The sequence below is a fragment of the Acidovorax sp. KPB24-03 genome, from assembly GCF_057546605.1.
In genome coordinates this window covers 1-23,427 of sequence record NZ_BAAJYR010000026.1, presented here as the reverse complement: position 1 = coordinate 23,427, position 23,427 = coordinate 1, and the positions used below count along the sequence as shown (strand labels likewise).

Below are 23,427 nucleotides of genomic sequence, written 5' to 3'. Positions count from 1 at the left end.
GCAGTGAAGGGATGATGCGCTGCTGCGCCAGGCTGCGGCGTTTTCTGAGCTGCCTATACGGCAGTGAAGTTCGTGGTAGTAGCCTTTGACGTCACTATCTATTTCTGAGCTGCCTATACGGCAGTGAAGCGTCAGCGCCGGTTTGTTCTTCTTCGTGCTGTTTTCTGAGCTGCCTATACGGCAGTGACGCCTTCACTCCCGAAACTCTTTCTGCTGCGATCTTTCTGAGCTGCCTATACGGCAGTGAAGTCGCGGTCGTACTGCTGCCCCTCATACGTGTATTTCTGAGCTGCCTATACGGCAGTGAAGGGTTTCGCCGTCCGCCAGCAGCGCCGCTACGATTTCTGAGCTGCCTATACGGCAGTGAAGGCCGCGCGCGCCACGATGCTGGAGAGCGTGCTTTTCTGAGCTGCCTATACGGCAGTGAAGGAGTACACCCAGGACAGGGGGCAGGCGGGGTTTTTCTGAGCTGCCTATACGGCAGTGAAGCTCGATGCCAGCGCTCATGGGTTACTCCTTTCTTTCTGAGCTGCCTATACGGCAGTGAAGGGTGCCCTATGCCCAGCAGCGGCAAGTTATTTTTTCTGAGCTGCCTATACGGCAGTGAAGCCTGACAAAGACACGGTGCTCGACACCATCAATTTCTGAGCTGCCTATACGGCAGTGAAGCGTCAGCGCTGGGTCTTTTGCGCTTTGCTTGTTTTCTGAGCTGCCTATACGGCAGTGAAGGCAATGCAGTCGATTGCATCTGCACGTAGATCTTTCTGAGCTGCCTATACGGCAGTGAAGGCCGACGTGGTGCGCGCATTGCGCGACCCTGATTTCTGAGCTGCCTATACGGCAGTGAAGTGCGTCCTTCACGAGTCGCTTCACGCGCTCTTTTTCTGAGCTGCCTATACGGCAGTGAAGCCAACTGGAGCACATCCTGCCCGACCCGAACATTTCTGAGCTGCCTATACGGCAGTGAAGATCGCCAATGGCACATTCGATGCCACGCTCACTTTCTGAGCTGCCTATACGGCAGTGAAGGCCTACCGCCTCGAAGGCGATCCGGTCGACATTTTCTGAGCTGCCTATACGGCAGTGAAGGTGCTGAGTGCGCGTGCCAGCGAATGCCAGCATTTCTGAGCTGCCTATACGGCAGTGAAGAACACTTCATCGCTTCCGTCGTGGATGAGGTTTTTCTGAGCTGCCTATACGGCAGTGAAGGTTCTTGAGCACGAAGGCGGCGGTGCCTTCGACTTCTGAGCTGCCTATACGGCAGTGAAGCGCAGCAGCGTCGCGTCGTTGCCGCTGCCGGTTTTCTGAGCTGCCTATACGGCAGTGAAGAGCAGAGCTTCTTCGCGATCGACCCGGAAACCTTTCTGAGCTGCCTATACGGCAGTGAAGACCCACTGCTTGCGGTCGTTCGGATCGAGGTATTTCTGAGCTGCCTATACGGCAGTGAAGTGCGCGCTGGCGCAAGCGTCACCCGGCACGGCTTTCTGAGCTGCCTATACGGCAGTGAAGTTCGCGGAGGAGCGAAATCAAGCGCTGCAGATTTTCTGAGCTGCCTATACGGCAGTGAAGGCCAAGCGCATCGATGCGAGCTCTCGCATAGTTTTCTGAGCTGCCTATACGGCAGTGAAGCCACGTCGTTGCCCCACCAGCGGGCCCAGTGCTTTCTGAGCTGCCTATACGGCAGTGAAGGCATCTCCGGCGGTGGTCAGCTGGCGCAGATTTTTCTGAGCTGCCTATACGGCAGTGAAGTAGAGAAAAATCTCCCTAGCCTGTTGATTCATCAGTGAAAAACAGCTGCTGCCTCCATTCATCCCTTTTTGCTACCAGTACGCCCAAGTGCTTGATTTATAAAGGTTTTGGCAATGGCTCCAAAAAAGGGTCAAAACCAGGGAACCGTCGTCAGGGGGCTCAACCCATAAGCGCTGAAATGGCCGAGGCTCGGCACGGCTTGCACCGGACCGTGCTCGAGAAACAGGCGAAACGCCTGTCCTGTGCTGGAACTCTGCAGGTTCAGATAAGGCAAATCCAGCCGCCGCGCCGCGCTGTCCGGGATACGCCTTTGGGCTTCGGCTTCGTCATAGCCGTGTCGGCGCATCTGTCGGCGGCGCAAGCGCTCAGGGCTGCTGTGCACCTGCACGCGGCGCACCACCCGGTGTGCCGTGCTTCCAGGCACTGGGGCGACGCTGCCTGCCAGTACATGGTCGCGCATGCCTTGCAGCCAGGGCAACGCTTGCAGGCGTTTCAACGCGGGCTCTGTGCCATGGAGCCGCAGCGTGGCGCCCAGGTCCGTTCCTCGCGGGTTCAGCCCCGGAAAACTCACGCCGATCTCACCCGTTTCCAATTGCACTAACGCACGGTGCAGTTTGGAAAACAGTGCGTTGCGCAACGGGGTTGGGCTGAACTCCGGATCCGGCAGCAAAGAAAGGTCCATGTAATGCGTGGTCATGGTTGGCGCTCGACTCAGCTCGCATCGCCAAACACGCCGCCACGGATCAACGCGGCCATCACAAAGTGCTGTTGTTCGGTGGGGGGCACCTTGTCTTTCAGCAGCCATTCATCCAGCAGCGTGTAGAAATCCAGCTTCTGCTTCGGCTGCCGATACGCCTTTCCCTGGGTGGTGACAGAGCCGTAGGGTTCCACGGCAATCGGGCCCAGTTCGCCGGCGCCGTCGTACCAGGTGTCAATGGTACGAATGGCGTTGCCGATCTTCTGCGAGTGAATGGCAGCCACACCGTTGACGTGGTACAGCGTTTTGCTTTTGCCCGCGCTGCCCTTGTCCAGAATGAGTTCTTGCGACGGAAACACTTCTTGCCCCGCGCCTTGGCGCACAAAGGCCGTCACCTGCAGCAGCACATGGGTGCTGCCTGCCAGCCCGCCCGCGATGAGCTGCCCCAGCCCTTGCACCCCAGGTACTTCGGAACTGACAGCACCTACCGCGCGCGTGTTCAGCGCCAGGGCATCAAAAGACCAGGACTCAACGGCCTTGCCGTCTTGCAATCGTTCCACGATGACCTGAACGCGCTCGGCGCCAACGCGGTTGCGCCACAGAAAGCGGCCATTGGCCAGGTTGGCGGCGTAGCGCTGCGCGAGTTCGGCAAAGCCATGCTGCTGCACATAGCCCTGCACGGTCGTCAGCAGCTTGGCCTGATAGGCCGCGCCATTGCAGGCCGACGGGGTGCCTGCGCCACCCAGCACGCGCAGCGTGAACTGCACCTTGAGCGTGTCGGCCTGTGGGGGCAACGCAGCCACGTCCACGGTTTGCAGGTTGGGCTTTTCGATGGCAGCGTCCAGCTTGGCAGGGTCTTGGTCTTTGGCCTTGAGCCGATTGCTGATGGTGCCGCGCACCGACTTAGGCTGGATGGTGACGGGCTGCCAGGCATGCGATTGGGCTTGGTCGTCCCAGCGGCCAGCATGGAACACGGCATCAGACGGGTCGAGCTTGCGCTCGAAGGCCAGGACGGAAGCGGTGGCGAGTTTCTCGGTCATGGTGTCAATCCTTGAAAAATGGAGGGTGAATCAGGCAAGCGGGATAAGGCACTGTCTGCTCAGGTGTAGTCATAGGCCTCTTCGTCATCCCAGTCGCTGGCGGCGCCGGTTACGGCGTTGGCGCCATCCTGTCCAGGGAGCGGCCGATAGCCGTTGCGGCAGCGGTACAGACCCAGGGTTTCGTCGGTCTCGGCCTGCCATAGCAATTGCTGCAGGCTCTGAAGCCGATGCGGGCTGACCCATTCGCCCAGCGAGTACACCGACTCAACGAAGCGCACGGGCACCGTGGCATCTCGGGCATTGCGCACACTGCCTGCGGGATGGAGGGCCGTGAGCGCTGCATAGCCAACGGGGATGGGCACGATCCACCCGCTGCCTTTGGGCCGAAACGGATCCCCCCAGGCCACTTGACCGTCGATTGCAGGCATTCCGTCCGCGCTCAGCAACGCCTGATGGTTGAAACGGGACGCGTGCAGCCAGGCATCCAGCAAAGTGGCTTGTGCATGCGTCGCACGCAGTTGCTGCAAGCGCCCCATCAGCAGGTCGTCGCGCCCCACCAAGGCAAAGCCGGGTAGCCACTGCCGATGCCATGCGCGAAAGAGGCTGGCAGCTTCCACCGGGTCATCGGGCACGATATCCATCCATGGCCGCACGCGTTTTCCTGGCACGGCGCGCGAGGGCAGCACACTGCCGCCCGCCACGCGCATGCCCGCGAGGGTTTCACCAGCGATGCGAGCCCACTCCGCCCATTGCGCCTGATTGCCCTGCACCAGCACCGATGCCGTGTCAGGCGTGTTTTTTTCGGACACGGCGACCACCAGAGTGATCTGTAGATGCATGCGTCCCTCCTCCACGATGGCGGCGGTGCTTCCATCCTTGTCCACGGGATTGCGCGTCAGGTTGAAGCTGCGCACATAGCCGTGCGTCACCTGTTCCTGGTGGTGGTGGCAGACCACGCCCACCGCATGCAGGCGCAATGGCACACCGGCCAGGGCCAGCTTGCGCTCCAGCGCCCACATCAGCCCGGTAAAGGCCGTGATGGACGGAAAGCCGTGCGTGAGCGGGCTGGCGATGGCGTTGGCGTTCTGGATCCGCAGATGGGGGAGAACGAGAAGGGCCTGGGGTTGGGGTTGGCTCATGCGTCCTCCCCCGATGCCTTGGCCAGTTCAGCATGCGTTTGTCGGATGGGCACATAGTGCGGCGCGTCCAACTTGTCACGCATTTCGCGCAATCGCTGCCGGAAGCCGTCCTCATCGGTCAATAGCACTTTTTTCCACTCGCGCGCTTCGGCATCGCCCAGCGGCAGCTTGCCACGCAGCTGATCGTTCAGCCAGTTGGCAAAGCGCTTGCCGATGGCTGCAGGCCAGTCCATGTAAAGCCAATCGAACGCAAATACCGGCTCTTCCGGTAGCTCAGCACGCAGCGGGTCCAGCCAAAGCTGCTCTTGGTAGTTCAGCTTGGCAAAGCGTTTTTCCGGGTCATGCACGGTCCACCCCGGTGGCAGCAGTTGCTGCATCTCAGCGGCCAGCGAAACCAGTTCGTCCAGCAGCGTATCCAGCAGGGCTTCGCGCCGCTGGCGCGTCGCTTGGTTGGGCTCGGGGTCGGATTCGAGAAAATGCCGCAGTGCACGTACCGTCTGGCGTACCTCTGGGCGGACGATGAACAGGCGGTCGAACACCGATTCCGCATGCACGGGGAATCGCCCTTCACTGGATTTCCATTGGGGTGGCAGCGACGACAGGAGATAGTTCATGCCCCGTCGCTCGCTGTTGAGCTGGCTGATGTTCTGCGGCTTGGTCCCACCCATGTTCTGCACCGCCAGCCCGGGATAGACGTGATACGTGCCTTCGTGCGCTTTGCGCTCGCGCCGGGCCTGGCGGGCGGCTTTGTTGGCTTCGCCGAAGCGGTCTTCCTGCACCTGGGTATGCACGGCCTGGGCCAGCGACGTGGCGTAAAGCGGCGCGAGCAGGACATAGTCGCTGTCCCTGCCAGCATCTGCGCCCACAAGCCAATAGAGCTGCTTGGCGAGCGGGTGGCTGCTGGCGCCTCCGGCCCGCGGCTGGATGAGCGACACAAACGCGTCGCGCAACGCGTGGGCCTGCACAGGGTCCGCGTCCAGCGCCGCGAGGGCGTCGGGATCCTGGTCCAGCAGGGCGTTCAACAAAGTGCGCCCATTCACCTCCAGCTTGAGCAACTTGTAAACATCCAGCGCTGCCGCGTTGCCCACCACATCGCCGACAAAGCGATCGCCGAGGGCATGGCTGCCCAGATCATCCAGCGGAGGAAGTTGCCTAGGCTCCACATACAGATTGGTGCCACGCGCGTCCGGGTGGATGGGTTTGAGGGAGTGGGTGACGGCCTGGATTTGATGCACTCGCTTTGCAGCTTCTTTCAGCCACCTGCTCGGGTGGTGCTGAGTGATCAGTTCCTGACGCTTCGCATCCTCCCCTTCCTCGGTTTTATCTAGCTTGGCCCCCAGACGTTCTTTTAAAAACGCTTGTATGGCCTCCCGGAAACTGCGGTATGCGATGGGAATTTCAGCTTTCGGCATGACTTCGGCCTCCGCAGTTAGACGTTATGTATCGGCACTTCAATGACATCAAGACACCTCCTTCTTGTTGAATCCCAAAAGCTCATGAAACCGCCATCCCTGCTGCTGGGATGGCAAGCTGGCACCGGCATAGCGTTCAGCACACTGTTGCAAGGTCAAACCCTGGGCCTGCGCCAATTGGGTCAGTTCATGCATCAGGTTCACGCTCGACCAGGGTGAAACAGTGCGGGCGGCCAATGCGGCCTCCGGCACCCGATCCAGCAAGCTGTCCTCTATGCGCACGTAGAGCCTGTCGCCTCGGCCAGGCCCGTCATCGACGCGATGCAATTGCAAGGTGGATTCGTCTTCATCCGGCAGCAGGACCACGTCGTCGCGCGGCTGTGGGTCGTAGCGAAAGCGCTGGTATTGCGGCAGCAGGCCGGTGAGCCACAGGTTGCCTGGATGGGCCCAATGCAGGCTGGCTGCGCGGATGGGGGCGGTGGTGTCTTGACCGTCTGCATGGCGCGGCAGCATGCTGTCATGCATGCAGGCATGTTCCAAGTCCACCAGGTAACGGCGGGGCTGAAGCTTGCCGACGGCCACCGCAATGCGCGGCTGCGCATCCACCGCCCACGGCGCGTTGCCTTGTGCCGCGTGCGCCATCACATCGCGCAAGCGGTGGGACTTCAAGTGGAACCAGCGCGCTGCGTCGGTCGTACCGGCGGACTGCGAACCCATCTCGAACCCAGGCTTGCAAAATGCCGCTTCGCCGATGTGCTCGTACGACCGCAGGTTGCGGTCGAGTACCACCATGTTGGCATCTGCCACGCTACCCGGCCGATGACGGCGCACGCGGCCCGCCAGTTGGATCAGCGACCGCATGGACGAGGGCTCGACCACCGCCCAGTCGTAATCGTGGTCCCGGCCCACCTCACTGACGGGACTAGCCAGCACGATGAACAAATGGTGGTGCTCGGGGTGGGCGTCGATGAGCGCACGCAACACGGGGCGCTGGAGCACAGGGTCTTGCCCGCCACGGGCGCCGCGGCGATCGAGCAGGGTATCGAGCTGCTGCTCGATGACCGATCGGGCCAGCAGAGGGAATTGCGAGTGGTACACGCACAGATGCACGCGCACCCCGGGAGCCGGTGCACCCAACCGATGGATCGCCAAAGCCACGTCGTACAGCGGGGCAATGTTGGCCATGCGGATCAGTCCCAGGCTCACACGCTTGCCGCTGACGGAATCGATCATGTGATTGCAGGCCTGCTGGTGCAACTGCCAGGCATGGTGCAGCACCAGGCGTGCAAAATCCGTGCGCCGTTCGGCCTGGTCCATGTCACGCCACTCATCAGGCAAATCGGCGATCTGCGCGAGACGGCGCACTTCCGCCTGGGCCAGCCGAATCAACCGTTTTTGCACGTATTGTGTGTGTGCCACACGAAAAGCGGCACCATCGGCGCAGTCCTGCGTGGTCTGGTGGAACTCATCGATCCACAGGCAGCAAGGATCAACCGGCGCATTGGGCCTTTCGCTGCGATGCTGCTGGTACACCGCGCGCCCGGCACGGTAAGCGAGGAACAGTCCTTCCACCAGTGCCGGCGGCAACGTGGCGGACGACAGCAGCACGCGAGAACCCAGTAACCCTGCCCAATACACCAGGCGCGTCAAGGCAGGCAAATCGGCCATGTCGAAATCGTCTGGCTCGTCCAGTACCAGGTCGCCAGTCATGAGCCGCAGCATGGGTGCAATCTGGCGACCGCCACGCAGGCTTTCGGTGGCGGGGGTGAGATGGTCCACCGTGCAGACCAGCAACGGTGCGGCGATCAGCGCGCGGGCTTGGGCATCGTCGGTCAGGCGCTGCAGCAGGGGGTGCTGGTCGTTTCCCTCGTAGAGCACGGTACACGCTTCATCCAGCAACCGCTGGCGTGATGCAGAGCCCGTGGTCTCGGCCTGCCGCTCCCAATGGTCAAACAAAGCCCGGCTGGCTGCGCCGCCTACCTGGATGGCAAGTTGCTCCTCACCCAGCCCCAGATCGCGCTGGAAACTGCGCCCGGTTTGCAGCGTGAGCGTGCGCAACCCGATGGCGAACGCGCAACGCAGGCCCGTGGCAGGGTCGGCGAGCGCATTCATGATCCGGGCGTTGCCCAACGTCTTGCCGCATCCTGTGGAAGCCATGCTGACGATGAAAGCGCCTTGTGCAGCGGCACGGGTGCGCACGCTCGCAGCCAAGTCGGCAGCTTTGTCTTGCCAGGCGAAGCGGATGTCGGTGTTGCGCCTTTTCAGTGGCTTGTGGTTTTGCAGTGCGGGCAGGCTTCGCCCGAGGCTGGGCAAAGATCGCGCTATCAGCGTGGCATGCCCTTGAACGCCAAGCAGGTGTTCGTCCAACGTTTGATTGAAAAACGGCTGCCCGTGCTTCCCCCAAAGCCCCCTGTCACTATCTTTTTTGATTGCGTCCGTACAGGTATTGGCGTACAGCGGGTAGCCCGCGTTGCGATAGGGCAGGCGCCGTGGCTCGTCGCTGATGCTGGAATAGTGGTGGTCTGCCAACATGAGGCACAGGCGCGCCACATGCATGGTGTAGGGGTCATGCAATACGCCTGCGTCGCCCGGGGCTTGGGCCCGTGCCAGCAGTTTGCGGGCATAGCGCGCAGCCTGTTTGCGCCAGGCCAGTGTTGCCACAGGCAAGCCATGCGGAAAATGCCAGTGGACCTGTACGGTGGCGGTGGAGGCTTGCTCGCGGGGCTCGTTCCAATCAGCGCTGACGCGGGCCAGGGCCCCATCCAACTCTTTGCTGTTGACGAATGGGGGGCGGGCGCCAAAGCGGTGCCATTGGGCGCGAGGCAGGCTGATGTCCTCCTCATGGCTGCCCTCGGGCCGATGCACCGGAAGACAAGGCAAGCGATGGTGGGTGAATACCAGCCAAGCCACCGCTTGTGCGAGCGGAGGCATTTGGGCGAAAGGCAGATGCTGCGTGGCCTGCGGTTCATCAAGACCGTCGCGTAGCAATCGCCCTCCTGCGTGGTCCAGCCATAGCGCTTCGAACGCTCTGGTGTCCGTGGCGGCGTCGGCACAACAGGCCAGACGCTGCAGCCATGCAGCATCGTCATCGCGGCCCACAAAAGCCTGAAACAGGCGCACCGAGACCCATTCATGGCGGTAGTGGTTGCGCTCGCGCACACCGGGATTTCTCAGCCGGTCTTGAAAAGCTTGCGTGGCTTTTCCCAAATCGTGAAGCAGGGCAGCGAGCGCCGCCAGCGAAGTCATCAGAGGCAAGTGGTGCCAACTGCTTTCATCCTCTACGCGCAGGATGTTGCTGGCCGTGGTGTGGGTGGGGGTCGCGCCTTGCGCATTGAACTGCCGGCCATCGCCCACCACCCACAATAGCTCACTGTGGTCTTTGCCGCGGATCCAATGGCACGCGACAGCGGTATTTTTGCGGGCCGTTTTACGCAGAAGCCGGCGAACGCTGTCCAATCCATCCGCCGTGATGGGGGTTTGCCAGGTGCGGTCCCCACGCCGTTCCGCGAACTGATCAAGGATGCGGCGGGTTTCCGTCAAAGCCCGTTTGCTGCATTGGGATACGAAAAGGACGTTCACAGCGCCGACTTCTGTGCGTGCCTCGCCGTCTCCAATGCGATTGCCTTGAGCGTATCGATCATGAAGTCCAGTGATTCGCTGCGGGTGAGGGCGTCGATGCAGTGGTGGCGAAACTGCTGTTCATCGTCTCCCCGCATCGCCGAGAGAAAGGCCTGCGGCAGGATCGAGGCATCCTTCACCAAGTCAGCCGCATCAAAGACCAGCCCACCCCGCCGTGTCTTGCCGTGCAGCACTGCCAGGCCGTGGGGGAGACCCAACACCCACGTGGCGGTCGCGCCGAGCCCGTAGGCCAGATAGTTGCCGTGGTCCAGGAAGCGGTTGGCGGCATCGCTGCCGGTACCGCGTTTGGCGCGTGTGAAATCGCCATAGCCCGTTGCATCCACCGCCAGTTTGAAAAGCGCCTTGGTCAAACGCGCCTCATCGGTGAGCAAGGCGGTGATGTCTGGCGCATTGGCGATGTGCGCCATAAAGGGATCCAGCAAGTTTTGCAAGCGTTGCGCATCCACCGCGAATCCGGCCTCGCGCACAGCACGCGTGGTCCATTGCGTCCGCAGCCTTTGCAGCCGCTGGATCTGGAGGGCTTTGGCTGCCATCAGCCGCAGTTCTTCGTCGAACCAGAAACGCACCCACGCTTGCAGATACTCCGTCGGGCGATACTCGGACTGCGGTGCGAACCATGCCACGTCCACGTCCAGCTCATTGGCACTGAACAGCGGGGTGCCCCCGCCGCCCGCAAACCCCACCAACACGCCGGCTTTGGCCAGTTCACGCATGGCCGCCTGGGTAATCGAGGTGCCTGTTCCCAGCAGAATGCTGGTGGTATTGGCGATGGGAATATTCCAGTACAGGCTTTTCTTGCCGGCATCCGTCACATATTCAACCCTGCCACCATTGACCAAGACCCGGCAGTGCTCAAGGTAGTAGAGATTGGCCCGCTTGGAGTGGAGTATGGATTTGAGATCAGATGCGGCGATGTCTTCCATGGTCGCGTCGCAGTGTCCCGATTTTTCTTGCGCATCGCTTACATCCACGGCCTCCGATATTTCACAAGCAATGCATCGCCGGCAGACACTTTGACTTCCTTAGAGAGTGCAGGCCTCAAGCCAGGAGCAGGCCTGCGCACTTCCCCGTCGCTCAATCCGCCGAAGCCCCCGACTTCTTCACCAGTTCCGCCCAGCGCGGAATCTCCTTGGCCATGTGCGCCGCCAGCGCTTCTGGGGTGCTGCCCACGATGTCCATGCCCAGCTGCGTGTGCAGCTTGTCCACCACGTCCGGCTGCTTGAGGGCCTTGACGATCTCGGCGTTCAGCCGCTGCACCACGGCCTTGGGCGTGCCCTTGGGGGCGTACACGGCCTGCCAGGACGACATCTCGAAGCCGGCCACGCCCGATTCGATCATGGTGGGCAGTTCGGGCGCGAGGGCGATGCGCTGGCCGGTGGTCACGGCCAGCAACTTCACGCGACCGGCCTTGGCCAGGGGCAGGGCGGCGGTCATCTGGTCGAACATGAACGACACCTGGCCGGCGGCCACGTCGGTGAGGGCGGGCGGCGTGCCCTTGTACGGCACGTGGGTGAGCTTCACGCCAATCAGGTCGCCGAACATCTCGCCCGCCAGGTGGGTGGAGGTGCCCGCGCCCGACGACGCGAACATGCGTTTGGACGGGTCTTTCTTGAGCAGCTCGATCAGTTCCTTGACCGAATTCACGCCCAGCGCGGGGTTGACGATGAGCACGTTGGGCAGCGTGGCCACCAGGGCCACGGGCTCGAAGTCCTTGACCGGGTTGTACGACAGGTTCTTGTACAGGCTGGCGTTGATGGCGTGCGTGCTGATGGTGCCCCCGAAGAGGGTGTAGCCGTCCGGCGGGGCCTTGGCCGCGTACGAGGCGCCGATGCCGCCGGCCTGGCCGGGCTTGTTGTCCACCACCACCGATTGCTTGAGCGCCTCGCCCAGCTTGTTGGCGAGCACGCGGCCGATGATGTCGGTGGAGCCGCCGGGCGTGAACGGCACGACGTAGGTGATGGGCTTGGCGGTAGGCCATTCCTGGGCGCCCGCAAGGAATGGGGCCAGGGCCAGGGCGGCCAGCAGGGCGGTGTGTCGGATGAATCGCATGGGGTTTGTCTCCGGGTGTCGTTGTGGTGCTGCGATGTGGGGAAGGGGGGGAAGGCGGAAAAAGCGGTGCGGGCGGTGTGTGCCGGGTGTCAGCGGCCTTTCTCGGCGCGCCAGGCGGCGAAGTCGCCGTGGGTGGCGGGGTCGGTGGGCGGGTACAGGCCGATGATCGAGCGGCCTTCCAGCACCTTCTCGGTCACGAAGTCTTCGAAGGCGGCCATCTCGGTGGCTTCGGCGGCGATCTCATCGGCCAGGTGCGCGGGGATGACGATGACGCCCTCGCCATCGCCCACCAGCACGTCGCCGGGGAACACGGCCACGTCGCCGCAGGCGATGGGCCCGTTGATGTCGATGGCCTGGTGCAGCGTGAGGTTGGTGGGCGCCGAGGGGCGCTGGTGGTAGGCCGGCATGTCGAGCGCGGCGATCTCGGGCGTGTCGCGAAACCCGCCGTCGGTGACCAGCCCGGCCACGCCGCGCTTCATGAGGCGCGAGGCGAGGATGGAGCCGGCCGATGCGGCGCGCGCGTCCTTGCGGCTGTCGATGACCAGCACGGCGCCGGGCGGGCAGTCTTCCACGGCCTTGCGCTGGGGGTGGTCGGGGTTCTTGAACACGTCGATGGTGTTCAGGTCTTCGCGCGCCGGGATGTAGCGCAGCGTGAAGGCCTCGCCCACCATGTTGGCGCGGCCGGTGCGCAGGGGGTGGACGTTCTGCAGGAACTGGTTGCGCAGCCCCTTCTTGAAGAGGGCGGTGCACAGCGTGGCGGTGCTGACGTGGGCGAGGCGGTCGCGGGTGGCGGGGTTCAAGGGCATGTCTCCGGGGGTCAGAAGATGTCGGGCTCGGGCACGGGGGCGCCGAAGCCGGTTTCGAGGAAATCGAAGTCGCAGCCCTGGTCGGCCTGCAGGATGTGGCGGCTGAACATCCAGCCGTAGCCGCGCTGGTAGCGTGCGGGCAGCGGCGTCCAGGCGGCGCGGCGGCGGGCGAGTTCTTCGTCGCTCACCTCCATGTGGATGCGGCGCGCGGGCACGTCCACGGTGATGAGGTCGCCGGTTTTCACGAGCGCCAGCGGGCCGCCGATGTAGGCCTCGGGCGCGGCGTGCAGGATGCAGGCGCCGTAGCTGGTGCCGCTCATGCGCGCATCGGACAGGCGCAGCATGTCGCGCACGCCCTGCTTCACCAGCTTCGCGGGGATGGGCAGCATGCCCCATTCGGGCATGCCGGGGCCGCCCTGCGGGCCGGCGTTGCGCAGCACCAGGATGTGGTCGGCCGTGACGTCGAGGTCGGGGTCTTCCACCGCGGCCTTCATGCTGGGGTAGTCGTCGAACACCAGCGCCGGGCCGGTGTGCTGCTGCAGGTGCGGCGCGCACGCGCTGGGCTTGATAACGGCGCCGTCGGGCGCCAGGTTGCCGCGCAGCACGGCGAGCGCGCCCTCTGCGTAGATGGGGTTGTCCAATGGCCGGATCACGTCGTCGTTGAACACGGCGGCGCCTTCGATGTTCTCGCCCAGCGTGCGGCCGGTGACGGTGCGCGCACCCAGGTGCAGGTGCTGCGGCATGCGCGACATGAGGCCGGGCAGGCCGCCGGCGTAGTAGAAGTCCTCCATCAGGTAGGTGTCGCCGCTGGGCCGCACGTTGGCGATCACCGGCACGTGGCGGCTGGCGGCGTCGAAGTCATCCAGCGTGACGGCGCAGTGCGCGCCCGCGCGGCGCGACATGGCCACCAGGTGGACGATGGCGTTGGTGGAGCAGCCCACGGCCATGGCGACGTTGATGCCGTTCAGGAACGATTCGCGGCTCAGCAGCTTCGCCGGGGTTTCGTCCTGCCAGACCATCTCGACGATGCGGCGGCCGCTCTCGGCGCTCATGCGCACATGGTTGGCGTCCGGCGCGGGGATGGACGAGGCGCCCGGCAGCGTCATGCCGATGGCCTCGGCGATCGCCGTCATGGTGCTGGCCGTGCCCATGGTCATGCAGGTGCCGTGGCTGCGGGCGATGCCGCCTTCCACCCCGAGCCACTGCGTCTGCGTGATCTGGCCGGCGCGGCGCTCGTCCCAGAGCTTCCACGCGTCCGAGCCCGAGCCCAGCACCTGCCCGTTGTAGTTGCCGCGCAGCATGGGGCCGGCGGGCACGAAGACGCAGGGCAGGCCCATGCTGATGGCGCCCATCAGCAGGCCGGGGCCGGTCTTGTCGCAGCCGCCCATCAGCACCGCGCCATCGACCGGGTGGCTGCGCAGCAACTCTTCGGTCTCCATGGCGAGCATGTTGCGGTAGAGCATGGTGGTGGGTTTGACGAAGGCCTCGGCCAGCGAGATGGCGGGCAGTTCGATGGGAAAGCCGCCCGCCTGCAGCACGCCGCGCTTGACGTCTTCCACCCGCTGCTTGAAGTGGCCGTGGCAGGGGTTGATGTCCGACCACGTGTTGACGATGGCGATGATGGGCTTGCCCACCCAGTCTTCGGGCGCGTAGCCCATTTGCATGATGCGAGAGCGGTGGCCGAAGGAGCGCAGGTCGTCGGGGGCGAACCAGCGTGCGCTGCGCAGGGACTCGGGGGGGCGGCGGGTCGTCGTCATAGGCTCCATCACAGTTTCGGCGCATTAAAGCACTAATATATTAGTACGTCAAAATCGTGCGGTGCGACAATCCGCCGCCTATGAACGTGAGAGACAAAGTCCGCCTCGACCGGTCGCGCCACGCGGCGCCGCAGATCTTCGAAAAGCTGCGCGCGGCCATCGTGTCGCTGGACCTCACCCCCGGCACCGTGCTGGCCCGCGCCGAACTGGCCGAGCGCTTCGGCATCAGCCAGACGCCCGTGCGCGATGCGCTGATGCGGCTGGGCGAAGAGGGGCTGGTGGACATCTTTCCGCAGCACGCCACGGTGGTGAGCCGCATCGACGTGGCCGCCGCGCGGCAGGCCCACTACCTGCGCCGGTCCATCGAGCTGGAGGTGGTGCGTACGCTGGCGCTGCAGGGCGGCGAGGCCGTCGCCCGGCGCCTGCAGGCCCAGATCGGCGTGATGCAGGCCGCCGCCGACCCCCTGGAGCCCGAGGCGTTCTCGCAGGCCGACCTGGCGTTCCACCGCCTGATGTACGAGGCCGCCGAGGTGCCGCGCCTGTGGGAGCTGGTGCGCAGCCACTCCGGCCACGTGGACCGTCTGCGCCACCTGCACCTGCCTAGCGCGGGCAAGGCCGCGTCGGTGCTGGCCGACCACCGCCGCATCGCCGAGGCCATCGCGCAGGGGGACGCGCCCGGCGCCCAGGAGGCGCTGCGCACGCACCTGTCGGGCACGCTCAGCCAGGTGGACGAGATCTGCGCCCGCCATCCGGAGTACGTGAACGCCGACTGAAGGCGGAGCGCAGCGGACCCGGGCGGCTCGGGGCGAAAGGGGCCCGCGCCGGTCCATGGTCAACCCCATCGGCCTCCAGCGCAATATCTACTAGGGCATACCGCTATTTAATTGATAGCAATCGAATCAGGCAACGAACCGGATGGTCTGCGCCACCAGGCCGAAGGTGCCGGCGGCCACCTGCGCCTGGATCTCCACGGAGCGGTTCTCGGCCAGGTCGGACGCGGTGCCGCCCTCGAAGCGGGCGCTGGCGTAGTGGACCGGCACGCCGCGCACCACGATCACCGAGGCCGCCGGGATCACGCGCTGGATCGATCCCTTCACGTCGAAGCTGCGGCTGGCCAGGCTGCCGGCCTCTTCCAGCGCGATCTCGCTCGCGTTGAACTGCCCGCTCACGAACACGCCCTTCACGTCCACGCGCCGGCCCAGCGCCAGGCCCGCAGGCGGGTTGGCCACGCCGCTGGCATTCACCGGCACGCCGTTCACGCTGAAGGCCGTGTTGCTGGTGAACGCGGTGACGTAGCCCTTGAGTTCGACCGCCACGTTGCTGCCGCTGGGCAGCGTCACGCTGCTGGCGGTGGTGCGCAGGGCCGAGGCCACCCAGCGGCCAGACGCGTCGGGCGCCGTCTGCAGCTCCACGCGGGCGTACTGCCCGTTGGCGATGCCGGGGGCTTGCGACGCAACGGCGCCGTAGGCGATCACCGCGCCACCGATGCGGAAGGTCTGCGCCGTGCCGTCCAGCCCGGCGACCACGCCGCGCAGCTTGTAGCGGGTGGGCACGGGCTCGTCGCGCACCACCAGCGTGGCGCTGTATAGCCCGTCGGGGTTGCGCAGGCCGAACACCTGCACCACCTGGCCCACCGCCAGGCTGGCCGCGCCATTGGGCAGGTTGTCGCTGTAGAGCGTGGCATCGGCCCACTGCACGGTCTGGCCCAGCACGGCGAAGGTGCGGGCGGCGGTGTCGATGGCGGTGATGGGCCCCTCGATCTCGCTGCGCAGGCTGATGGTCGAGGCCACGGAGCGGCGCAGCCGCTGGCGTCCACCGCGATGCCCGAGCCGTTCACCTCCACCACCATGCCCAGCCGCAGGGCGGCGGTGGTGACGGCCTGGCCGGCATCGTCCAGGATGCGCGCGGCGGTGTCGTCGTAGCGCAGGTTGTTGACGATGATGGAGCCGAAGCCGCTGATGGGGCCGCTGGAGAACGACGCATCCAGCGCAGGGGGCCTGCGATCGTTCCCAGTCGTTTTCACGGCCGGGCTGGTCATTCCTGCACCTGCGGCGGATAATCCAGGCACTTCCTCGCCCTCCACCGGAGCACTCCCATGGCCTCTGTTTCCTCGATCGCCGCCTCTGGCCTGCGCGCCGCCCAGGTGCGCATGGATGTCTCCGCCAACAACGTCGCCAACATGAACACCCCCGGCTTCAAGCGCCAGACCGTGGACCAGGAGGCCGTGGCCTCCCAAGGCGGCGTGGCCACCACCAATGTGGGCCGCGCGGCGCAGGAAGGCGCCTCGCTCGAGGCCGACGCGGTCGACCAGATCTCGGCCACCTATGCGTTCAAGGCCAATCTGCAGGTGCTGCGCACCGAAGACCGCATGATGGGCTCGCTGCTCGACACGCGGGCCTGAACCGCCGCATACGCCTCTTAACCGTCCGCTGGGCCAGCCCGGGCCGACGGCAGCCCGGCGGCCCCTTTCCTTTTCCCTCTTCTCTCAGACCATCACAGCGCGCCGGCCAGGCCGGCCAGCCGCTCGATCAGCCAGTGATGAAACGGCCCGCCCGCCTGCCGGGGGCGTGAATCCGAGGTGGTACTCATGGCCGTGCCTCAAGCCGCCAGGGGCGCATCGCCGGCCGCTGCCGCGCGGCGGCGGGCCGCCCGCTCCCAGGCCTTTTCGTGGAAGAAGAACGCCACCGCCTGCACCGTGGGCTCCAGCAGGCTCAGCGTGATCGAGGCGATCAGGTTGCCGGTGACCGCGTAGGCCACCAGGGCCGCCACACAGATGTGGATGAGGTAGTAGCTGCCCGTCTTCATGAGGGTGGGCAGGTTGCGGAGCGTGGCTTGGCGGATGCGGGACATGGCGGACTCCTGTAGGGCGATCTCGGATGGGAACGAACAACTGCACGAATGCTAGTGATTCGCATTGGCGAGCGCCAATTGATCGTGTCCAACGCCGCGATAGCCAAGCCCCGGGGCGCCGCTATGATGGCCGCACTTTCCAACCCTCCGCACACCTCGAACGGGAGCACCGCATGGCCCTCATGGACTTCATCAAGAAACAGTTCATCGACATCATCCAGTGGACCGAGGACAGCGACGGCACGCTGGCCTGGCGCTTCCCGATGCGGGACATGGAAATCCAGAACGGCGGCACGCTCGTGGTGCGCGAGTCGCAGATGGCGGTCTTCGTGAACGAAGGCCAGGTGGCCGACGTGTTCGGCCCCGGCACCTACAAGCTCACCACGCAGACGCTGCCGGTGCTCACCTACCTGAAGAACTGGGACAAGCTCTTCGAGTCCCCGTTCAAGAGCGACGTGTACTTCTTCAGCACGCGCCAGCAGGTGGACCAGAAGTGGGGCACGCCGCAGCCCATCACCATTCGCGACAAGGATTTCGGCGCCGTGCGCCTGCGCGCCTTCGGCAACTACGCCTTCCGCGTGGCCGACCCCAAGCTGTTCCACACCGAGATCTCGGGCACGCGCGCCGAGTACACCGTCTCCGAGATCGACGGCCAGCTGCGCGGCCTGGTGCTGCAGAACATCAGCAACGCCATCGCGGGCAGCGGCCTGCCGTTCCTCGACCTGGCGGCCAACCAGGTGATGTTCGCCGAGGCCCTGGCCAAGGAACTGCAGCCCGCGTTCGCCAAGATCGGCCTGCTGCTGGAGGGCATGACGGTGCAGAACGTCTCGCTGCCCGAAGAGCTGCAGAAGATCCTGGACCAGAAGATCGGCATGGGCATGGTCGGCAACGACATGGGCAAGTTCATGCAGTACCAGACGGCGCAGGCGATCCCGAAATTCGCCGAAGGCTCGGGCAACGGCGGCGGCGGCATTGCTGGCGACGCCATGGGCCTGGGCGCCGGCGTGGCGCTGGGCCAGGTGCTGGCGCAGAACCTGCAGCAGGGCCTGCAGGGCCAGAACCCCGGCGCGGCCCAGCAGGCCGCCGCTGCCGTGGCCGCCGCGCCTGCGGCGGGCGTCAAGCCCGAGGACGTGATGGCCACGCTGGAGAAGCTGGGCGAGCTCAAGGCCAAGGGCATCCTCACGCAGGAGGAGTTCGACGCCAAGAAGGCCGAACTGCTCAAGAAGCTGGTCTAGTCTTCGCTATCGATTGAATAGCATCCTGCCCAATCGATACTAGGGCAGGAGGCCAAAAACACTCAAAAAACATGGCCGAGAGCGGCACCCAGCGTACCTACCGCGCGCCCTGCCCCGGCTGCGGCGCGCCGGTCGAATTCAAGAGCGCGCAGTCCACCCACGCCGTCTGCCCCTACTGCCAGAGCACGGTGGTGCGCAGCGGCGAGGTGCTCACGCGCGTGGGCAAGATGGCCGAGTCTTCGACGACCACAGCCCCCTGCAGCTCATGGCCAGCGGCCGCATCGTGCTGGACGGGCAGGACCTGCCCTTCACGCTGATCGGGCGCCTGCAATACAAGGGCGACGCCGGCACCTGGACCGAGTGGAACGCTTTCCTGGAGGACGGCAGCACCGCCACGCTGGGCGAGGACAACGGCGCCTACGTGTTCACGCGGCCGGCCGCGGCGGGGCGTGAGTTGCCCGCGGCCGAGCAGTTCCGCGTCGGCATGACCACGGCGGTGGCCGGCAAGCCCTACAGCGTGGCCGCCAACGTGCAGGCGCAGCTCATCTCCGCCCAGGGCGAGCTGCCCAAGCTGCCGCCGCTGGGCCACCCGTTCAGCATGGTGGAGCTGCGCAGCGCCGACGGCGAGGTGCTGTCGATCGACTACGGCAGCACACCCCCGAAGGTGGACCGCGGCCGGGCCGTGCAGCTCGACGATTTGAAGCTGCAGGGCCTGAAAGACGCGTCCGCCAAGGACGAAACCGGCCGGCAGTTCAACTGCCCGAACTGCGGCGCGCCGGTGCCCGTGAAGCTGGGCAGCACCAAGAGCCTGACGTGCCCGTCGTGCCACAGCCTCATCGACCTGTCCAGCGGCCTGGGGGCCGAACTGCGCCACGCCGTGCAGGACGAGCCGGTGAACCCGCTCATCCCGCTGGGCCAGACCGGGCAGCTGGAGGGCGTGCACTGGCAGGTGGTGGGCTTTCAGCACCGCATGGGGGTGGAGCCGGGCGACGACGAGCACTTCGGCTGGGATGAATACCTGCTCTACAACCAAAAGCGCGGCTTCGCCTTCCTGGTGGACGCGACCGACGGCTGGAGCCTGGTGCGGCCCACCACGGGCGCGCCGCAGCTAACCGGCGGCGGCCAGAGCGCCACCTACCTGGGCACCACCTACCGCCTGTCGAGCCAGTACGACGCCGAGACCACCTACGTGGCCGGCGAGTTCTACTGGCCCGTGGAGCGCGGCCAGAAAAGCGCCAACCGCGACTTCGCCAGCAGCACCGGCCGCGGCCTGCTGTCGATGGAGCAGACCCCGCGCGAGATCACCTGGTCCAGCGGCAGCAAGATCGACAGCGCGGTGGTGGCGCAGGCCTTCAAGCTCGGCGGCCAGCAGGACATGTTCAAGCGCGAGGACGCCGCGCCCCTGGCCAGCGCCACCAGCCTGGGCTGCGGGACCATCATCGTCATTGCGATCGTGCTCATCATCCTGCTGCTGCTCATGAGCAACTGCTCGGGATCGTCGGGCGGCGGCTACCGCAGCTCGGGCGGCTCCTTCGGCGGGTATTCCAGCGGGGGCGGGCACAAATGACGAAACGGCGACGCCCCTGCGCTCCCTTGTTGCAACCCCTTTTCATCTGACGGAGGTCATCATCATGGCTCTTGAATGGCTGCGGCCCGCCGCGTTTTTCGGCTCCATCCTGTTCGCGCTCATCGGCGTGCTGGTGTTCTGGGTGAGCTTCATCATCATCGACAAGCTCACGCCCTACGACCTGTGGGCCGAGATCGTCGAGAAGCAGAACAAGGCCCTCGCCATGGTGGTGGCGGCCATGTGCCTGGGCATCAGCATCATCGTGGCGGCGGCGATGCACGGGGGGTGAGGTGGTCCAGTAGCGCTGGGTACCCCGGAAACCCTCTGGCTTTCGGCCGCTGAACGTCGGGCCATGCAAAATCCGCCGTTGGCTGGCAACCCATCCCATGTATAAAAAACGGCTTTTTCTATACAGATGCTGGCTAACATGTATAGAAAACCGGCTTTTCTATACACATCACAGACCAGCCCTCGCCCACCATGCCCGTCCTCCTCGCGCTCGAACAGCTGGACGCCACCCGTTTCGACACACCCGCCATTCTCAAGAAGCTGGCCAGCAGCAGCCGCCGATTGGCTGAACTCAAGGGTATTGCGGCGTCCATTCCCAACCAAGGCATCCTGATCAACACGCTGGGCCTGCAGGAGGCCAAAGACAGCTCGGAGATAGAGAACATCGTCACCACGCACGATGAGCTGTTCAAGGACGATGTGCTGCCTGAAGCGTTTGCCAACCCCGCTGCCAAAGAAGTGCTGCGCTACCGCCAAGCCCTGCGGGTGGGGTTTGAGCAGGTACGCAGCAGTGGTCTACTCACGGCCAACCACATCATCCAGATCCAAGGCGAGCTGGAGCGCAACAATGCAGGCTTTCGCAAGCTGCCTGGTACGGCGCTGAAAGACGGCGCCGGCCAGACGGTATATACGCCGCCGCAAGACCCCACCGAGATCGTCGCGCTGATGGGGGGGTTAGAGCGGTTTCTGAACGATCCAGACCTGTTTGCCGCCGACCCGCTGATCAAGATGGCGCTGGCGCACCACCAATTCGAAAGTATCCACCCGTTCTACGACGGCAATGGCCGCACCGGGCGCATCGTGAACGTGCTGTATCTGGTGAAGGAGGGGCTGCTCGATATTCCGGTGCTGTACCTGAGCAAGCACATCGTGCGTACCAAGACCGAGTACTACCGCTTGCTGCAGACGGTGCGGGACCACGACGCCTGGGAAGATTGGGTGCTTTACATGCTGGACGCCGTGGAGCAGACCGCGGCCCAGACCCTGGTCACCATCCATGCCATCAAGACAGCACTGTTCGACTACAAACACCGCATCCGGGCGCAGCACAAGTTCTATAGCCAGGACTTGATCAACAACCTGTTCACGCACCCTTACACCAAGATCGATTTTTTGCAGCGGGATCTGCAGGTCTCTCGGCTCACTGCCACCAAGTACCTGGATGCGCTGGCGGCCAGCGGCTTCGTTCAAAAGCAAAAGATCGGGCGCGGCAACTACTACGTCAATCAGGCATTGAACACCATCTTGCTGGGTGAGAACAACGAGGCCCGGCCATGACCCGCATCGAGAGCGCTCGCACCAGCCTGCGGCCGACGTTCAAACGCATCCTGCGCAAGTACAAATACCCGCCCGACAAAGCCGACAGCGCCGTCGAACTGGTACTGCAGCAAGCCGAAGCGCTGGGCGAAGCATGGGAGCACTGATGCCGGACGCTTCGTTGCCCACCACCACAGCCAGCGCGGCGCCCGCGCCGCGCCCCATCGACATCGCGCTGCTCGCCAGCGTCTTCGTCGTCGCCGCCTGCGGCCTGCTCTACGAGCTGGCGGCCGGCGCGCTCGCCTCGTACGTGCTGGGCGATTCGGTGCTGCAGTTCTCCACCATCATCGGCACCTACCTCTTCGCCATGGGCGTGGGATCGTGGCTGTCGCGCTACTTCGAACGGCAATTGCCCGCGCACTTCCTGCGCATCGAACTGCTGGTGGCCCTGGTGGGCGGCGCGCTGCCGGCCACGCTGTTCCTGGCCAACGCCTACGCGCCGGGCGCGTTCCGCGTGCTGCTGTACGGCATGGTGCTGCTGGTGGGCACGCTGGTGGGGCTGGAGATTCCGCTGGTGATGCGCATCCTCAAGCGCAACGCGGTGCTGAAGGACCTGGTCTCGCAGGTGCTCACGTTCGACTACCTCGGGGCGCTGGCGGTGTCGCTCGCGTTCCCGCTGTTGCTGGTGCCGCACCTGGGGCTGATCCGCACGGGGCTGCTGTTCGGCCTGATGAACGCGGCGGTGGCGCTGTGGGCGGTCTGGCTGTTCCGCCACGAGCTGCGGCGCCTGCGCGCGCACGTGCTGGCCTGCGTGGCCGTGTTCGGCGTGCTGCTGGCGGGGCTGGTGGGCGCGGAGCACATCACGCGCTTTGCCGAAGACAAGTTCTACCAGGACCGCATCGTGGTGAGCCGTGCCACGCCCTACCAGCGCATCGTGGTCACCGAGGGCAAGGCGGGGCACCGGCTGTACCTCAACGGCAACCTGCAGTTCGCCGAGCGCGATGAGTACCGCTACCACGAGGCCCTGGTGCACCCGGCGATGGCGGCGTTCGCCTCGGGCGGCGCCGGGCCGCGGCGCGTGGCGGTGCTGGGCGGCGGCGACGGCATGGCGGTGCGCGAGATCCTCAAGTACCCCTCGGTCGAGTCGGTCACGCTGGTCGAGCTGGACCCGGCGATGACGCGCCTGTTCACCGACGACCCCACGCTGGCGCGGCTGAACGGTGGGGCGCTGTCCAACCCCAAGGTGCATGTCGTGAACACCGACGCGTTCCAGTGGCTGCAGCAGGGGAGCGTGGGGGCGCAAGACTCCAGCGCCGCAGGACCGCCCCAAGGCGTGGGGGCGCAAGACTTTTTCGACGTGATCGTGGTGGATTTCCCCGACCCGACCAACTTCGCCATCGGCAAGCTCTACACCAACAGCTTCTACGCCCTGCTGGCGCAGCGCCTGTCCGCCAGCGGCTACGCCGTGGTGCAGACCACCTCGCCCCTGGTGGCACGCCAGAGCTTCTGGACGGTGGTGCAGACCATCGAGTCGCTGGGGCTGCGCACCGCCCCGTACCACGCCCACGTGCCCAGCTTCGGCGAATGGGGATTCGTGATCGCCAGCCGCCGGCCCTGGCATCTGCCGCAGGCGCTGCCCGAGGGGCTGCGATTCCTGTCGGTGCCCACGCTGGCGCTGCTGTTCGACTTTCCGCGCGACATGGCGCGCGTGCCGGCCGAGGTCAACCGCCTGTCCAACCAGGTGCTGGTGCACACCTACGAGCAGGAGTGGGGTAAGGTGGCGGCCCACTGACCGCGCTGGCCGCCCGGCCGCACCGCCCACATGCAACGCCGCCAATTCCTCGCCGCCTCGGCCACCTCGGCCGCTGCCGCCGCCCTTGCCGGGTGCGGCGCCCCGCCCGAACTGGAGGGTGGCTTTGCCGGCATCGACATGGCGCGCGGC

General features: G+C 65.1%; 18 protein-coding genes, 2 pseudogenes and 1 CRISPR repeat array (1 of these 21 only partly in view). Of the genes and pseudogenes, 9 read left to right on the top strand and 11 right to left on the bottom strand.

Going from position 1 to position 23,427, the window contains the following annotated elements; translation table 11 throughout:
- A CRISPR array of direct repeats spans window positions 1-1,749; the repeat unit is 28 nt; unit sequence TTTCTGAGCTGCCTATACGGCAGTGAAG (it extends 1,044 nt beyond the left edge of the window).
- Between the two features lie 130 nt (window positions 1,750-1,879).
- From cas6f to araD, 9 genes are all read right to left on the bottom strand, one after another.
- Entirely contained in the window at window positions 1,880-2,446 is a 567-nt protein-coding gene (gene cas6f, locus AC27KI_RS06150) for a type I-F CRISPR-associated endoribonuclease Cas6/Csy4 (protein WP_487089123.1), read from the bottom strand.
- A 14-nt stretch (window positions 2,447-2,460) separates the two neighbouring features.
- Entirely contained in the window at window positions 2,461-3,486 is a 1,026-nt protein-coding gene (csy3, locus tag AC27KI_RS06145) for a type I-F CRISPR-associated protein Csy3 (RefSeq protein ID WP_487089124.1), read from the bottom strand.
- A 59-nt stretch (window positions 3,487-3,545) separates the two neighbouring features.
- Window positions 3,546-4,625, bottom strand: coding sequence for a type I-F CRISPR-associated protein Csy2 (csy2, locus tag AC27KI_RS06140; RefSeq protein WP_487089125.1), 1,080 nt, complete (start codon window positions 4,623-4,625; stop codon window positions 3,546-3,548).
- A complete protein-coding gene (gene csy1 / locus AC27KI_RS06135; protein WP_487089126.1) occupies window positions 4,622-6,037 on the bottom strand; it encodes a type I-F CRISPR-associated protein Csy1 in 1,416 nt (471 codons plus the stop codon). The genes csy2 and csy1 overlap by 4 nt, the downstream gene beginning before the upstream one ends.
- Window positions 6,038-6,085: 48 nt before the next feature.
- Window positions 6,086-9,616 (bottom strand): type I-F CRISPR-associated helicase Cas3f, encoded by a 3,531-nt coding sequence (gene cas3f / locus AC27KI_RS06130; protein WP_487113048.1) that lies wholly within the window; start codon window positions 9,614-9,616, stop codon window positions 6,086-6,088.
- Window positions 9,613-10,599 carry a type I-F CRISPR-associated endonuclease Cas1f gene (gene cas1f, locus AC27KI_RS06125; RefSeq protein WP_487089128.1) on the bottom strand — a complete coding sequence of 329 codons (987 nt, stop codon included), beginning with the start codon at window positions 10,597-10,599 and terminating at the stop codon, window positions 9,613-9,615. Before cas1f ends, cas3f begins: the two co-directional genes overlap by 4 nt.
- Before the next feature lie 151 nt (window positions 10,600-10,750).
- A complete protein-coding gene (locus AC27KI_RS06120; protein WP_284409967.1) occupies window positions 10,751-11,725 on the bottom strand; it encodes a Bug family tripartite tricarboxylate transporter substrate binding protein in 975 nt (324 codons plus the stop codon).
- Window positions 11,726-11,814: 89 nt separating this feature from the next.
- The gene (locus tag AC27KI_RS06115; RefSeq protein ID WP_487089130.1) at window positions 11,815-12,525 is read right to left on the bottom strand and encodes a ribonuclease activity regulator RraA; all 711 of its coding nucleotides are present in this window, start codon (window positions 12,523-12,525) and stop codon (window positions 11,815-11,817) included.
- 17 nt (window positions 12,526-12,542) lie between these two features.
- Complete coding sequence (gene araD, locus AC27KI_RS06110) at window positions 12,543-14,288, bottom strand: L-arabinonate dehydratase (RefSeq protein WP_487089131.1); 1,746 nt, start codon at window positions 14,286-14,288, stop codon at window positions 12,543-12,545.
- An 80-nt stretch (window positions 14,289-14,368) separates the two neighbouring features.
- On the opposite strand from araD, the gene AC27KI_RS06105 reads away from it, so the two are divergent.
- Window positions 14,369-15,061 (top strand): GntR family transcriptional regulator, encoded by a 693-nt coding sequence (locus AC27KI_RS06105; RefSeq protein WP_284407131.1) that lies wholly within the window; start codon window positions 14,369-14,371, stop codon window positions 15,059-15,061.
- Between the two features lie 126 nt (window positions 15,062-15,187).
- Here AC27KI_RS06105 and AC27KI_RS06100 read toward each other — a convergent pair whose 3' ends face one another.
- Complete coding sequence (locus AC27KI_RS06100; protein WP_487113045.1) at window positions 15,188-16,078, bottom strand: DUF5666 domain-containing protein; 891 nt, start codon at window positions 16,076-16,078, stop codon at window positions 15,188-15,190.
- Window positions 16,079-16,383: 305 nt separating this feature from the next.
- Here AC27KI_RS06100 and AC27KI_RS06095 point away from each other — a divergent pair, with 305 nt between their 5' ends.
- Entirely contained in the window at window positions 16,384-16,689 is a 306-nt protein-coding gene (locus AC27KI_RS06095) for a flagellar basal body rod protein FlgC (RefSeq protein WP_272566450.1), read from the top strand.
- Window positions 16,690-16,886: 197 nt separating this feature from the next.
- Here AC27KI_RS06095 and AC27KI_RS06090 read toward each other — a convergent pair whose 3' ends face one another.
- On the bottom strand, window positions 16,887-17,138 hold the full coding sequence (locus AC27KI_RS06090; RefSeq protein WP_272566451.1) for a DUF2061 domain-containing protein: 252 nt from the start codon (window positions 17,136-17,138) through the stop codon (window positions 16,887-16,889).
- Window positions 17,139-17,311: 173 nt separating this feature from the next.
- Between AC27KI_RS06090 and AC27KI_RS06085 the strand changes: the two genes are divergently transcribed.
- The 7 genes and pseudogenes from AC27KI_RS06085 to AC27KI_RS06055 form a co-directional block, all read left to right on the top strand.
- Entirely contained in the window at window positions 17,312-18,373 is a 1,062-nt protein-coding gene (locus tag AC27KI_RS06085; protein ID WP_284410690.1) for an SPFH domain-containing protein, read from the top strand.
- A gap of 71 nt (window positions 18,374-18,444) precedes the next feature.
- Window positions 18,445-19,940: pseudogene (locus AC27KI_RS06080) on the top strand (DUF4178 domain-containing protein).
- 64 nt (window positions 19,941-20,004) lie between these two features.
- Window positions 20,005-20,229, top strand: coding sequence for a DUF350 domain-containing protein (locus AC27KI_RS06075; RefSeq protein ID WP_272566455.1), 225 nt, complete (start codon window positions 20,005-20,007; stop codon window positions 20,227-20,229).
- Between the two features lie 191 nt (window positions 20,230-20,420).
- Entirely contained in the window at window positions 20,421-21,506 is a 1,086-nt protein-coding gene (locus tag AC27KI_RS06070) for a Fic family protein (RefSeq protein ID WP_487089134.1), read from the top strand.
- Window positions 21,507-21,514: 8 nt separating this feature from the next.
- Window positions 21,515-21,652, top strand: a pseudogene (locus AC27KI_RS06065) (type I restriction enzyme endonuclease domain-containing protein); the annotation flags it as partial.
- Window positions 21,652-23,277, top strand: a complete 1,626-nt coding sequence (locus tag AC27KI_RS06060) for a polyamine aminopropyltransferase (RefSeq protein WP_487113043.1) — start codon at window positions 21,652-21,654, stop codon at window positions 23,275-23,277. The pseudogene AC27KI_RS06065 and the gene AC27KI_RS06060, both read left to right, overlap by 1 nt.
- 30 nt (window positions 23,278-23,307) lie before the next feature.
- The coding region (locus AC27KI_RS06055) for a twin-arginine translocation signal domain-containing protein (RefSeq protein WP_487089136.1) at window positions 23,308-23,427 on the top strand (120 nt) is incomplete at its 3' end.